Here is a 13,536-nt window from a genome sequence, read left to right as displayed (position 1 = left end):
GCTCTTGCGCCGGCCCGGCGCTCACGAACGCGTGAGCGCGGCCGTCGCCGCATAGAACAAGTCGGCGGCAGACGTACCGTCATCCGGCGAGAATGCGGAACCGCTGCGCACCGCACCAAAGCCGGCACGCGACACGGCGTGCGAAATCCTCAGCAGCTGGCTCATGACCACCGAGCGCCGCACCGCCATGCTCATGATGATGGCGAATTCATTGGACGAAACGCGCGCCACAAAGTCCCCTTCCCTGCACTCTGTTTCAATGCACCTCAGGATCAGGTTAGCCGCGTAGTCGGTATCGATCCGCACCAGGCCGACGCCCACGTGCTCCGTTGTCAGCAGGCGCGCACGCAGCTTTTCGAAGAAGTAGTTGCGGTTTGCCACGCCCGTGTCCTCGTCCACGGTGAGGCGGCGATGCATGACGTCGTTCCCTTCCAGCGATGCCTGGTGCATCAGCGCCGCGCACATATTGGCCAGCAGCTGGGCGATGTCCGCTTCGTTCCTGTCCAGCGGGCGGGTTTCACGCCAGACCAGCTTCATGACCGCAATCGCCTTTCCGCCTGCAATCAGCGGCACGATGACCATGGCGCGCAGGCCGACCTTGCGGCAGGCCTCACGGTTCACTCGCTCGTCCGTTTCGCTGTCGATGCAGGTAGCCGCGATCTTATTGAGAAGACAATAGCCTGACAGGCTGTTCGCCACCGGCATGCGCAGCCCCAGCTGCGCTTCCGCGATGCCGGACGCGGAACGGTAGACAATCTCCTCGCCTTCCAGCAGTTCCACAACCGCGCCATCCGCACCGGTCAGACTCACCGCCACGCGCGACGCTTCATCGATCACCGCGCTCAGATTGGTGCCAAGGCCCACAAGACGCGCTTGCGCCTCAATGATGTCGAGCAGTGTGGCCGGGGATAGTTGTTCCATGGGCATGCACTCCTTTCATTGTCTTCATGACCATGATACCAGTGCGTGCAAAAAAAATGAGCCGTCTGGGACGGCTCGAATGGCTAAGACAGCATCGTCGAAATCAGAACGGCTTATATGGCAGGAACTTGCCATCCAGCGTGATCACGGCGCGCGATCCGCCTTCCGGGTCGTCCACTTTCTGGATATCGAGCTTGAAATTGATAGCGCTGATGATGCCGTCACCGAACTGCTCGTGCACCAGGGCCTTCAGCGTCGTGCCATAGATCTGGACCATTTCGTAGAAGCGGTAGATGGTCGGATCGGTCGGGACGCCGCCGGGGATGCTGCCGCGCAGGGGCACAGCCTGCAGTTGCGCGGCGTCGGCGGCATCGAGGCCGAGGCGGTCGGCGACCAGCTCGGCGGCAGCCTTCGGCAAGGCGTGCTGGCCAAGCAGCGCGGCGGTCACGTAAGCGACGCTGAGGCCGGTGCCTTCGGTCAGTTGCGCGAAGCTCAGGTCCTTGATGGCCTTGGCGGCGATAACGCGCGAAGTGATGGCAACGCGCGCATCCTGGGTTACGTTCGATTGCAGCATGAGGTCGATCCTTTCAGGTTTGGGGATCATTTCAGGCAGCCTGCAGCTGCCGTTTGGGTTGGAAAGCCACGGTGTCCGGATGAAGCGCCAGGTTGACGAAAGCATGACGCGTGCCATCGAGTGCATGGATGCCGCCGCTCTCGATGTCGTAGACCCAGCCGTGCAGCGCAAGTCGCCCCTGCTCCAGCGCCAGCGCCACCGTGGGATGAGTGCGGATATTGGTCAGCTGCGCGACTACGTTGGCATAGACCATGCCGTTCACTTTCGCTGCCGGCGACGCGTGCGTACGCGCTTCGTTGACAGCTCTTGCCGCGTCGGCATGGCGCAACCAGCTGGAAACTGCGGGCAGATGGTCCATGCAGGCGCACTGCGCGATCGCGGTCATTGCGCCGCAGTCGCTGTGGCCGCAGACCACGATGTCGGTCACGCCCAGCACGCCAACTGCGTATTCCACGCTGGCCGTTACTCCGCCGGTTCGGATGTGTACGACGGGACGATATTGCCTGCATTGCGGATGACGAAGATGTCGCCGGGCTGCTGCTGGGTCAGCAGTTCAGGCACGACCCGGCTATCCGAGCAGGTGATGAACAGTGTGCCGGGCGTCTGGCTGTTGGCCAGTTGCCTGAACAGTTGGGACATGCCCGGAAAGACTTCGTCCTGAAATTTCAGCGCGCCCTGAATGAATTGTTTCATTTCTTTGCCTCTTTGCTGTGCGTTGAACTCATCATCGCAGCGCGCAGCTATTACGTCCAAGACCGGTTTAGAATGGAGTCCATAGGCAAAACCAATAGCTCAACCCATGCAACTGCGCCATATCCGCTACCTGCTCGCAGTCGCCGAACACGGCAACTTCACGCGCGCCGCCGAAGCGCTGCACGTTTCGCAGCCCACGCTGTCCCAGCAAATCATCCAGCTGGAGGATGCGCTCGGCGTCGCCCTGCTCGATCGCAGCGGACGCTCAGTAAAGGTCACGGATGCCGGCCAGGTCTATATCGAGCACGCACGGCGGGCCCTGCGGGAACTGGAATCGGGCCGGCGCGCGATACATGACGTGCAGGACCTGGCGCGCGGCGAGTTGCGGCTCGCGACCACGCCAACGTTCACGGCTTATCTGGTGGGGCCGCTGCTGGCGGATTTCCACGCGCGCTATCCCGGGGTAGCCTTACGGCTGAGAGAAATGTCGTTGGATACGATCGCGGCGGCGGTCGCAGCGGACGAGGTCGACCTGGGCATCGCCTTCGCCGTCTCCAGGCCGGTTGCCGATATCGAATGCCAGCCGCTGCTGGTTGAGCGGCTCAGCGTGGTCGTCGGCGCACATCATGCGTTTGCCGGCCGCAGCCGTCCAATCACGCCAGCCGAGCTTGCCAATGAGCGCCTTGGCGTACTCAGCCCCGATTTCGCGACACGCCAGCATGTGGATGACTACCTGCGCGCGCAGTCCATCGCGCCGGCGATAGCGATCGAGGCCAATACCATCAGCGCCCTGACCGAAGTGGTGCGGCGCAGCGATGTGGTGACCATCCTGCCCGAGGCCATCGGATTGCAGCACCCGGACTTGCACAATGTGGCGATCACGCCGGAACCCGAGCCCCGCACCGCTACCCTGCTCTACCGCCGCGATGCCTATCAATCCGCCGCAGCGCAAGCCTTTGCCGCCCTCTGCATGCGCATGTACGGCTAGCGCTTCGCACCTGCATGGTGCAAGATAGCTGGCACGGATCTTGATTGTTCTCCTGATAAAAAAACTGGGGAAGCAAGCCATGCCAAAATTCTTCAACGAAATGTCGAACGAGGGCGTTACGCGTGAGCATTACGCCGAGTTCTGCCGCTGGCTCGAAAAGCAGCCGCCTGAAAGCGTCGCCCGCAAGCGGGCCGAAGCCGACCTGACCTTCCGCCGCGTCGGCATCACCTTCGCCGTGTATGGGGACGATGCCGGCACCGAACGCCTGATCCCCTTCGATATCATCCCGCGCATCATCCCTGCCGCGGAATGGACGCAGCTGCAAACCGGGCTGGTGCAGCGCGTGAAGGCGCTGAACATGTTCGTCCACGATATCTACCACGGGCAGGACATCGTCCGCGCCGGCATCATTCCCGCCGAGCAGATCTACCGCAACGCCCAGTACCGCCCGGAGATGCAGGGCATTGACGTGGCCAGCGATATCTACGCCCACATCGCCGGCATCGACATCGTGCGCGCCGGCGAAGGCGAGTTCTATGTGCTGGAGGATAATCTGCGCGTGCCCTCCGGCGTTTCCTACATGCTGGAAGACCGCCGCATGATGATGCGCCTCTTCCCCGAACTGTTCGCGCGCAACCGCATCGCGCCCGTCGATCACTATCCGGACCTGCTGCTGGATAATCTGCGTTCGGTGGCGCCGATGGGCGTGAGCGATCCCACGGTGGTCGTGATGACGCCGGGCATGTACAACTCGGCCTACTTCGAACACGCCTTCCTGGCGCAGCAGATGGGCGTGGAACTGGTCGAGGGCAAGGATCTCTTCGTCAACGACAACGCCGTCTATATGCGCACCACGCACGGGCCGAAACGGGTGGACGTGATCTACCGGCGGCTGGACGATGACTTCCTCGATCCCCTTGCCTTCCGCTCGGATTCCACGCTGGGCGTAGCGGGCCTGCTGTCGGTCTACCGCGCGGGCCGGGTCACGCTGGCGAACGCCATCGGCACCGGCGTGGCGGACGATAAGTCGATCTATCCTTATGTGCCGGACATGATTCGCTTCTATCTGTCCGAAGAACCCGTGCTCAACAATGTGCCGACCTGGCAGTGCCGCAAGCCGGAAGACCTGGACTATGTGCTGAACCATCTGCCGGAGCTGGTGGTCAAGGAAGTCCATGGCGCCGGCGGCTACGGCATGTTGGTCGGTCCAGCCAGCACGCGCGAACAGGTGGCGGCCTTCCGCGACCGCCTGATTGCGCGGCCGGACGCCTATATTGCCCAGCCAACGCTGGCCCTTTCCAATTGCCCGACCTTCGTGGAGGAAGGTATCGCGCCGCGCCACATCGACCTGAGGCCGTTTGTATTGTCGGGCAAGACCGTGGCGATGGTGCCGGGCGGGCTGACGCGCGTGGCGCTGCAGGAAGGCTCGCTGGTGGTCAACTCGTCCCAGGGTGGCGGCACCAAGGACACCTGGGTCCTCGAAAAATAAGGAGAAAAATATGCTGAGCCGAACCGCCGATCACCTGTTCTGGATGGCCCGCTACACCGAGCGCGCCGAAAACACGGCCCGCATGCTGGACGTGACGGTGCAGACAGCCATGCTGCCCCAGTCCGATGCGGACACGGAGCACAGCTGGCAGGCCGTGCTGGGCATTTCCGAGCTGCAGAACGCCTATGCGGACAAGTACCAGGCCGTCACGCCGCGCGAGGTGATCGATTTCATGGTGCGCGATCCTTGCAATCCCTCCTCGATCACAGCCTGCCTGCGCGAAGCACGCGAGAATGCGCGCGCCGTGCGCGGCACCCTGACCACCGAAGTCTGGGAAATCCAGAACCAGACCTGGCTGGACATGCAAAAGCACTTGCGCAATGGCTTGCTGGAACACGATCCGTCCAAATTCTTCGACTGGGTCAAGTACCGCTCCCACCTGTCGCGCGGGGTCACGGTCGGCACCATGCTCAAGGATGAGGCAATCAATTTCATCCGGCTCGGCACCTTCCTGGAGCGCGCCGACAACACGGCTCGCATCCTGGACGTGAAGTTCCATGCCGATGCGGCCCAGGGCGAGCGCGATTTCTATTACTGGGCCGCGCTACTGCGCTCCGTGTCCGGCTTCGAAATCTACCGCAAGGTCTACCGCGACGTGATTACGCCGGCCCGCGTGGCCGAGCTGCTGATGCTGCGGGCCGACATGCCGCGCTCCCTGCTGGCCTGCATGGAAGAAGTGGTGACCAATCTGCGTTCCGTCCGCAATGATCTTTCCGTCGACACCGAGCGCTTCGCCGGCAAGCTGCATGCCGACCTGCAGTTCGCCCGCATCGACGATATCCTGCGCGTCGGCCTGCACGACACGCTGACCGAATTCCTGGCCCGCGTGTACGAGCTGGGCAACCGCGTCAGCCGCGATTTCCTCGTGCCGCTGGCCGCCTAGGGGAAGCTAATGCAACTGTCGATCCGACATGAAACCCGGTACAGCTACAGCGCCGAGCTGGGCTACACCATCCAGCTGCTGCACCTGACACCGCGTGTCGAGCAGCACCAGCACGTGCTGTCCTGGCAGTTGTCGGCGGCCGGCAACATGCATGCTTTTGCCGATGCATATGGCAACCAATCGCATATGCTGACATTGTCCCGGCCGCATAACGGTCTCACCATCGTCGCCCAAGGCCAGGTGGAAACGCGATCTCCCGCGCGTGGCCGCATAGCCAACGGGGACGCTTTGTCGCCACTCGTGTATACCGTGCCTACCCGCTTCACCTCTCCGACGCACGGCATACGCGAGTTGGCGGCGCTTTCTTTACCCCACGGCAAGGCGCAAACGGCGCAATTGCTGAGTCTGGCCGAGCACATCTTTGGTGCGGTCAGGTATCAAAGCGGTGCAACCGAAGTGGACACGCCGGCCAGCGACGCGCTGGACATGGGTAGCGGCGTCTGCCAGGACCACGCCCACATCTTCCTCGCCTGCTGCCACGCCCAGGGCATCCCTGCGCGCTATGTGTCCGGCTACATTGATCCGGGCGACAGCGAACACGCCGCCAGCCATGCCTGGATCGATGCCTGGGCCACCGACGCCGATTACGAAGGCTGGGTCAGCATCGATGTGACCCACGCCCGCCTCATGACAGACGCCTATTGCCGCCTGGCAGTCGGGCGCGACTACGATTCCGCAGCGCCCGTGCGCGGCGTTCGCCGCGGCGGCGGCCTGGAAACGCTTGCCGTGCAAGTGAAGGTCCTGCAGCAATGAGCGGTGTAGAATCGGCATTCCATTCCTCCGGATTTGCTTTATGACTTATTGTGTTGGCATGCGCCTCAATGCAGGGCTGGTGTTCCTGTCCGACTCCCGAACCAATGCCGGTGTTGACCAGATCGGCACCTTCCGCAAGCTCAGCGTGTTTGAACAGCCTGGCGAGCGGGTCATGGTGCTGATGACAGCGGGGAACCTGTCCATTTCGCAGTCGGTGCGCCAGCTGGTCAACGAGTTCGAAGGTTCCAGCGGACACACGCTGTGGAACGCGCCCAATATGTATGAGGCGGCGCGCGTGCTGGGCGAGGCGGTGCGCGTGATTCACGAGCGCGAAGCGAAGGCGCTCAGCGATTTCGGCATCGACTTCAACGTCAGCCTGGTCTTCGGCGGACAGATACAAGGGCGAGCGCTGCCGCCTGTTCCAGGTCTATTCGGCCGGCAACTTCATCGAGTCCACAACGAGAACACTTATTTCCAGATCGGCGAGTCCAAGTACGGCAAGCCCATCATCGACCGCGTGGTCACGCCCGAGACTTCGCTGGATGCGGCCGCCAAGTGCGCGCTGATCTCGATGGACTCCACCTTGAAGTCCAATATTTCCGTCGGACTGCCGCTGGACCTGCTGGTCTACGAGAACAACAGCCTGGCCGTGAGCCGCTTCGTGACGATTGACGAGAAGAATGCCTACTTCCAGATGATCCGCAGCACCTGGGGCCAGCAGCTGAGGACGGTGTTCGATTCGATCGAGGCGCCGCACTGGGAGGCCGCTACCTCGGCCCGGGCACAGCCGGTGCGCATGCTGCCGCCGGAAGCCAAGCCGGGCAATGGTGAAGCCCAGGCGCTACAGACTTTTGCTCAGCAATTCAATAATGGGCAACAATAAATGTCTTAAATGAGACATTTTATTAAAAACCGTTAAAAAATAAACTGCCCGGTTAAAAACCGGACAGTTTATCGGCAGCTTTTAAATTACCAGCTTGCATTCAGAGTATATTTACCGCTCGTGGCGCCGGTGCCGCCACTGTAATAAATCACTTTCGCATAAAGATCGACCGCGCCGCTTCCCGTATTGGCTCGGGTAACGGTATCCACCTGGCCAGTACCTTTCACGCTCGACGTCAGCTTGGTGCCGGACGCGTTGTACAGCTCCAGGTCGTAGTCCGAGGTCGCATTGGGCGTCATCGTCACGGTCAGGGTCTTGCCGGCTGGCAGGGTGACCTTGAAGTAGTCCGCGTCCGTTGAAGCGCTCATCGTGCCGTTCACCGTGGTGTTGGACTGCGTCAGCGCGTTGGCGGTGGCAATGGTGTTATTGCTTTCCGTTTCGCTGATCGTCGGACCCGGCGGCTGGCTGGCGCTCAGGATGTTCTGCGCTTCGAACTTGGCCTGGAAGGTGTTGGCATAGCCAAGGTCGGAGGGGAACAGGGTCTTGGCCGCGTTCACGATGGCCGTGGCCATTGCCGGCATCTTGACGTTGGCGCCCAGGCCGAAGTGCGCTTCCAGGATGATCTTGTCGATATCGGCGCGCGGCTTGCCGGCTGCGATCAGGGCCACCATGGACTGGTACAGCGGCGCCGACCACAGTTCATCGGACTGGAAGGTCACGCCACCCTCGGTCACCGAAGTGTGCGCAGCATAGGACTTGGCGCTGTTGTACTTGGCGTCCGTGCGGTTCAGCATGCGGCCGGCCCAGCAGGAACCGTGGCCGTCCCAGCTGAAAGCCCACTCAGGGTGGTAGGTCCTGCCGTTGGGCGTGCTGTAGGAGTAGGACGCGGCCCAATAGTCGCCGAAGCCCTCGCCCATCGCGCCCGTGTCGCCGCCGGACCAGCTGCTGTTGATATTGGCCTGGATGCCGTGGCCATACTCGTGCAGGATCACGTCCGCGTCTTCGCTGTCGTTCACGCAGCCGTGGCCGAAGGCCAGGTAGTCGGAGGCGCCGCCGCTGTAGTGGGAGTTGTCGTCGCCGTTGACGCCATCGGTATCCACGTCCAGCGGACGGTTAATGATGGACTTGGTGCCGGTGAAGCCCAGCGACTGGATATAGCGCTGGTTCTGGTCGATGTGGAAGTAGACGTTGGTATCATCGAAGGCATTGTTGCCTCGCTTGGCTGTCCACACGCCATTGGTCGTGGTGCTGGGCGCGGTGTTGGGGGCTTCGATGTTCTTGATGTTGATATACGGGCCGCTCAGCTTGTAGACGCCGGCGGTTACCGTCAGGTCCAGCAGGGTCTTGGTGGCGTAGGCCGGATCGAAGGCCGATGCCGCCGAGGTATCGGTCAGGCTGTCCGTGTTTAGTGCGGTACGCGGATCGGGGTCGAAGACCAGGCCGCTGCCGTTGATGCCGGACGCGACCGCTGCAGCTACCGCCGCCGTTGCCGCAGGTTTCGACGCGCCGGACTGGCTCTTGCCCTGGGCCTTGGCGGCAGCCGTGGCGGCGGCGCGGTCCAGCGTTCCGCCCGCCACGTTGGCGCGAGCTTCAATGCTGCGCTCGCCGCCCTTGCGCGGCAGCGAAGTGCTGTAGGAATCCAGCAGCGTACCGTCATGCGCATTCAGCAGCTGGACGAAGCCGCCGGTCGGCATTTCCGCTTCAATCTGCACCTTTTTTGCCAGCTGCACGCCATCCTTGGTCGGCACCCAGACCAGGGTGCTGCTTGGCACGCTCACCAGCGGATGCTGGACCTTCATATTTTTCCAGCCTTTGTCCAGCGCCTGCTCGTCGCTGATCTGGGCCTTGTTATAGAGCTGGTTGACCGCGTCCGCATCGACCGCGGCCGCGATGTGGCGTGTTTCGTTAAAGATCTTCAACAGCTCACCCTTCTTGCCGATCGAGACGATGATCTCGGCGCGATCCACCGGCAGGCCGCGCAGGACCTGCTGGTAGTGGTAGTGGGTGGCGCTCAGCGATTCCTGCACACGGGTCAGCACGAGGTTGTCGAGACTGGCGGGCAGGCCGAAGCGATCGGCATTCTGGCGCAGGGCCTGGTCGGCCGAGGCGGCTTTCGTACCACTGAAGAAGGTGAGGTTGTCGACCCTCTTGTCGGCCGCGTTCGCAAAGCTTGCGCAGGCCAGCATGATCATTGTGGCGATCGTGGTGCGTGATGTCTTCCGCATATCTTTGTTATCTCCTGAAAATATTAATTTATCTACTTTATTACTTTCCCCGCCGGGACTTTCACTGGTTAAATGCGTCGGGCGAGTATAAGGCGAAAAATTAGAATATATTTTTGAAAATTTTGATTAAAATCATAAAGTGTCGTTTTTATATTGCGTCAAGTGCGCGCACGCAACATTCGGGGGTGTTATGGCGAAAATTTTTATATTGCCGCTGGCTGGGGTCGTAATTTCCGGTTGCGCCGGCGCGCAGCCGCAGGACATGGAACCGCAAGTGACGGCGGAAGTCACCGAGGTCCTGTCGCGCATTGCCGCCGGCGACACGCCACAGGAACGCTTCACGGAACGCGGGGCTGCGATGACGCTGGCCAGCGGCACCGCCGCCCGCCAGCTACGCAGCTGCCCCGCCCCCTCGCTGCGCCTGATGGACCGCCGGGTGAACGGCGAGGACCGCCAGTACCTGTACCGGGTCGATTGCGGCGAACAGACTTGGCAACTGGAAGTCGATTACAACAAGGCGGCACGCATCAACCGCCTCGAATTGCGGCCCATGCGCTAGGTGCGCGCGGGGCTGGACTTGCCACAGTCACTGTGGTCAGATATGCATTAACGGAGCCAGGAGAATCGCATGGATGTCATCACTACTGCAGTGACGGCTGGTGCCAGCGAAGGCGGCATCAGCGCGGCCTACCAGATGTTGAAATCCCGGCTGGCGGGCAACTCCCCCGCCGTCGCGGACGCGATTGCCGATATTGAACAAGACCCCGGATCGAAGTCCCGCCAGTTCGCGCTGTCCGATGCGCTGGCGGCGGCCGGCCTCGCGGGCGACCGCTATCTGCGGGCGGCCGCGCGCAACCTGATCGATGAAGTCGAGCGGCGGCGCCAGGCCCGCATGTCCACGCAGCTGGCCGGCACCGGCCTCGCGCCCGGTCCCGACCACGCCGTGATGAAGATCTGGTTCGCCACCGACCGCGAGCTAACCGGCGACCGCCACCCTGCACGCCTGTTCGGCGGCGCGCGCGGCCAGCTGCGCTACGGCAGCTGCGAGGTCAGCATTCCCCGCGAGCATCGCATGGGCGAACTGGAATCGCCGTCCCTGCTGCGGCTGGAAGTGCGCGAAAACCCGGACCACCATGTCGTGCTGACCGCCGCCGAAGTGATGGATGGCGGCGCGTACTTCAGCCAGTTGAAGGATGCGGTGGCGGCCGGCGGCGAGAAGACCGCCCTGCTCTTCGTGCACGGCTACCGCGTGACCTTTGAGGATGCTGCGCGCCGCACCGGCCAGCTGGCTTATGACCTGGGCTACCAGGGCGTCCCCGTTTTTTACAGTTGGCCCTCGCAAGGCAAGCTTGCCGGTTATATAGTGGATGAAGCCGATGTCGAATGGACGCTGCCGGACCTGACGGCCTTCCTCACTGATTTCCTGGAACGCAGCGGCGCCGAACATGTTTACCTGCTGGCGCACAGCATGGGCAACCGCGCAGTGGGGCGGGCCCTGGCCAGCCTGGTAGAAGCCCGGCCCGACCTGGCAAACAAGATCCGCGAAATCATCCTGAGCGCGCCGGACATCGATGCCGACGTGTTCCGCAAGCAGATCGCGCCCGCGCTGACAAAGGCGGCCAGTCCGATCACCTTGTACGCGTCGTCGGATGATACGGCGCTGCAGGTATCGAAACGCGTGCATGGCTACCCGCGCGCCGGAGAAAGCGGTTCCAGCCTGGTGGTGGCCCCGGGCGTGGAGACGATTGATGCGACCGGTGTCGATACCGGCTTCATCAGGCACTCCTACTATGCCGAGCGGCGCTCGGCCTTGAGTGATATGTATTACCTGATCCATCAGCACACGCGGGCCGGCGAACGCTTCGGCCTGGCGCCGGTGGACGGTGAAGCGGGACGCTACTGGGTATTCCGCGACTGAGGAGAGCATCATGACCAGTTATGCCAGCGCCTCCGACGAGGCCATCTTCTGTGTCGACAAGCTGATGCAATATATGGGCGACGACGAACGGGCCATCGAAAACGTCGTCAAGATCGTGCGGGACGGCATCGGCCCGGGCGTGGAACCGCTGAACCTGGCAGGCGAAGCGATCCGGGACGAGAAATTCATGGAGGCCCGCCGCATCCTGCACAATTTGCGGGCAACCATCGGCGCCCTCGGCGCCAAGCGCTTCGTTGCGGCTTCGCTGGCGCTGGAACTGGCCTTGCAGGAAGGCCGCATGATGGAAGTGCCCTCTGTTTACGGCCCTCGAGGGCGAGCTGAAACTGGTGCTGGACCACGCCGGCGCCTGGCTTGACCGTCATGCCGGACGTGCCAGCGCCCGTTAAATCTTGTTACAAATCTTACCCGCTCCCGTAACGTTGCTATGATGCGCCGCAATATTTGCGTGCTACCATCGGCAACGTTTTAGGTTTTTGCCAGTGTTGCTGCCTTGTTTTCATCGTGCGCCATCTTATGATGAGTATGGCTACAATAGTGAAATGCTAAGGCCAATGTTGATTCTAGGCAATATTCTGGTATAGTGCTGTTCCCTTGTGGAAAAAAAGAATATGGAATTATTTAACAAGTCCGGCGTGCTGTTGTCGTCGGTACTCGTGATGGTGGGCAGCCTGATTGCCTGCCAGGCGCGGGATGACCTGGTGCCGTCGGCGCCGGAAGTCCAGGCCCTGGCGCAGCAACTGGGCAAGCACGGTGGCGCTGCCGCCGAGCGCCGCCTGCGCGAATGGTCGGACCAGGGTTCGACCGTTGCGTCCCGCGAACTGGGCATGCTGTACCGCAACGATGTGGCCAAGCGCGGCGATGCCATGCGCCTGTTTGAAAAAGCCGCCCGAGCCGGCGATCCCGAGTCCGCCTTCCAGTTGGCGGAAATGTATCGCACCGGTGCCGTCGGCACCATTGACGAGGCCGACAAGGCCTGGCCGTGGTATGTCCAAGCCGCAGAACACCGCCATGCGCGGGCGGCCCTGACCCTGGCCTCCCTCGCCCGCACGGGCGAAGGTGCGGCCCGCAGCGAAGCGGAAGTGGCGAAATGGCTGGCGGCTGCCGGCCATGTGAAATAAAGCCGGCGCATGGATCGACTGCGCGCCCTCGAAGTATTTGTCGAAGTCGTTCGCAAGGAGGGTTTCGCCCGCGCCGCGGAAGCCCTCGACACATCCCCCGCCAACGTCACGCGCTACATCAGCGACCTCGAATCCCATTTGCAGACCCGGCTGCTGAACCGCAGCTCACGCAAGATGTCGCTAACGCCCAGCGGCGAAGCGCTGTTCGAGCGCGCCCGCTCCATTCTGGAGGATGTGCACGAAGCGGAAGCCATCGTTTCCTCGGCCGCCGTCCATCCCCGCGGTGTGTTGCGCATCAACGCACCGCTCAGTTTTGGCGTTCTGCACCTGGCCCATCTGTGGCCGCGCTTCATGCAGCAACATCCGGACGTACAGCTCGATGTGTCCCTGATCGACCGCGTGGTGGACATCGTGGAAGAAGGCTACGACATGGCGATCCGCATTTCGCGCGCCGGCTCCGCGAGCAATGTGGCACGCAAGCTGGCTACCTCGCGCAATATCGCCTGCGCTTCGCCCGACTACCTGGCCCGGCGCGGCGTGCCGCAGACGCCGGCCGACCTGTTGCACCACGACTGCATCGTCTACACGTATTCCGGCGAGGAGTGGCAGTTCACGGATGCCACGGGCAAGCTGCATCCCGTGCGCGTGCGCGGCATCATGCATACCAGTAATGGCGACACGGCGCGCGCCGCCGCCCTGGGCGGACTGGGCATCATCTGGCAACCGACCTTCCTGATTGGCGCCGATCTGCGCGCCGGCCGCCTGCAGCCTGTGCTGCCCGGCTACCGCCTGCCGGACATTGATGTGATGGCCGTCTACGCCAGCCGCCGCCACCTGAGCGCCAAGGTGCGCGCCATCATCGACTTCCTGGTCAAGGAATTCGACGGCACGCCGCCCTGGGACCGCATCTCCTGAGCAACAGTCGCTCCATTCCTTTGCGCAGCCTCAAT

General features: G+C 62.5%; 12 protein-coding genes and 2 pseudogenes. 10 read left to right on the top strand and 4 right to left on the bottom strand.

Features of this window, described 5'->3' with window-relative positions:
* Positions 1-21: 21 nt before the first annotated feature.
* From ACHMW6_RS16340 to ACHMW6_RS16330, 3 genes and pseudogenes are all read right to left on the bottom strand, one after another.
* Positions 22-921: a GAF domain-containing protein gene (locus ACHMW6_RS16340; protein WP_395408110.1), complete on the bottom strand. Its 900-nt coding sequence runs from the start codon at positions 919-921 to the stop codon at positions 22-24.
* Positions 922-1,024: 103 nt separating this feature from the next.
* A complete protein-coding gene (gene cynS, locus ACHMW6_RS16335) occupies positions 1,025-1,495 on the bottom strand; it encodes a cyanase (protein ID WP_395408621.1) in 471 nt (156 codons plus the stop codon).
* A gap of 31 nt (positions 1,496-1,526) precedes the next feature.
* Positions 1,527-2,188: pseudogene (locus ACHMW6_RS16330) on the bottom strand (carbonic anhydrase).
* 106 nt (positions 2,189-2,294) lie between these two features.
* Here ACHMW6_RS16330 and cynR point away from each other — a divergent pair.
* From cynR to ACHMW6_RS16305, 5 genes and pseudogenes are all read left to right on the top strand, one after another.
* Positions 2,295-3,176, top strand: coding sequence for a transcriptional regulator CynR (gene cynR / locus ACHMW6_RS16325; protein WP_395408109.1), 882 nt, complete (start codon positions 2,295-2,297; stop codon positions 3,174-3,176).
* A 79-nt stretch (positions 3,177-3,255) separates the two neighbouring features.
* A complete protein-coding gene (locus ACHMW6_RS16320; RefSeq protein ID WP_395408108.1) occupies positions 3,256-4,665 on the top strand; it encodes a circularly permuted type 2 ATP-grasp protein in 1,410 nt (469 codons plus the stop codon).
* A 10-nt stretch (positions 4,666-4,675) separates the two neighbouring features.
* The gene (locus ACHMW6_RS16315; RefSeq protein ID WP_395408107.1) at positions 4,676-5,608 is read left to right on the top strand and encodes an alpha-E domain-containing protein; all 933 of its coding nucleotides are present in this window, start codon (positions 4,676-4,678) and stop codon (positions 5,606-5,608) included.
* Between the two features lie 9 nt (positions 5,609-5,617).
* Positions 5,618-6,421 (top strand): transglutaminase N-terminal domain-containing protein, encoded by an 804-nt coding sequence (locus ACHMW6_RS16310; protein ID WP_395408106.1) that lies wholly within the window; start codon positions 5,618-5,620, stop codon positions 6,419-6,421.
* Between the two features lie 40 nt (positions 6,422-6,461).
* Positions 6,462-7,304: pseudogene (locus ACHMW6_RS16305) on the top strand (peptidase).
* 86 nt (positions 7,305-7,390) lie between these two features.
* Here ACHMW6_RS16305 and ACHMW6_RS16300 read toward each other — a convergent pair.
* Complete coding sequence (locus ACHMW6_RS16300) at positions 7,391-9,529, bottom strand: hypothetical protein (protein ID WP_395408105.1); 2,139 nt, start codon at positions 9,527-9,529, stop codon at positions 7,391-7,393.
* Positions 9,530-9,791: 262 nt separating this feature from the next.
* On the opposite strand from ACHMW6_RS16300, the gene ACHMW6_RS16295 reads away from it, so the two are divergent.
* The 5 genes from ACHMW6_RS16295 to ACHMW6_RS16275 all read left to right on the top strand — a co-directional run bounded on the left by ACHMW6_RS16295 (position 9,792) and on the right by ACHMW6_RS16275 (position 13,501).
* A complete protein-coding gene (locus tag ACHMW6_RS16295; RefSeq protein WP_395408104.1) occupies positions 9,792-10,088 on the top strand; it encodes a hypothetical protein in 297 nt (98 codons plus the stop codon).
* Between the two features lie 69 nt (positions 10,089-10,157).
* On the top strand, positions 10,158-11,447 hold the full coding sequence (locus ACHMW6_RS16290) for an alpha/beta hydrolase (protein WP_395408103.1): 1,290 nt from the start codon (positions 10,158-10,160) through the stop codon (positions 11,445-11,447).
* A 10-nt stretch (positions 11,448-11,457) separates the two neighbouring features.
* The gene (locus ACHMW6_RS16285) at positions 11,458-11,823 is read left to right on the top strand and encodes an Hpt domain-containing protein (RefSeq protein WP_395408102.1); all 366 of its coding nucleotides are present in this window, start codon (positions 11,458-11,460) and stop codon (positions 11,821-11,823) included.
* Between the two features lie 253 nt (positions 11,824-12,076).
* Entirely contained in the window at positions 12,077-12,586 is a 510-nt protein-coding gene (locus ACHMW6_RS16280) for a tetratricopeptide repeat protein (protein ID WP_395408101.1), read from the top strand.
* Between the two features lie 9 nt (positions 12,587-12,595).
* Entirely contained in the window at positions 12,596-13,501 is a 906-nt protein-coding gene (locus ACHMW6_RS16275; protein ID WP_395408100.1) for a LysR family transcriptional regulator, read from the top strand.
* Positions 13,502-13,536 lie beyond the last annotated feature (35 nt).

It is taken from the genome of Pseudoduganella sp. UC29_106 (assembly GCF_044055365.1).
GTDB lineage: Bacteria > Pseudomonadota > Gammaproteobacteria > Burkholderiales > Burkholderiaceae_D > Rugamonas.
This window is presented reverse-complemented; position numbering and strand designations above follow the sequence as displayed.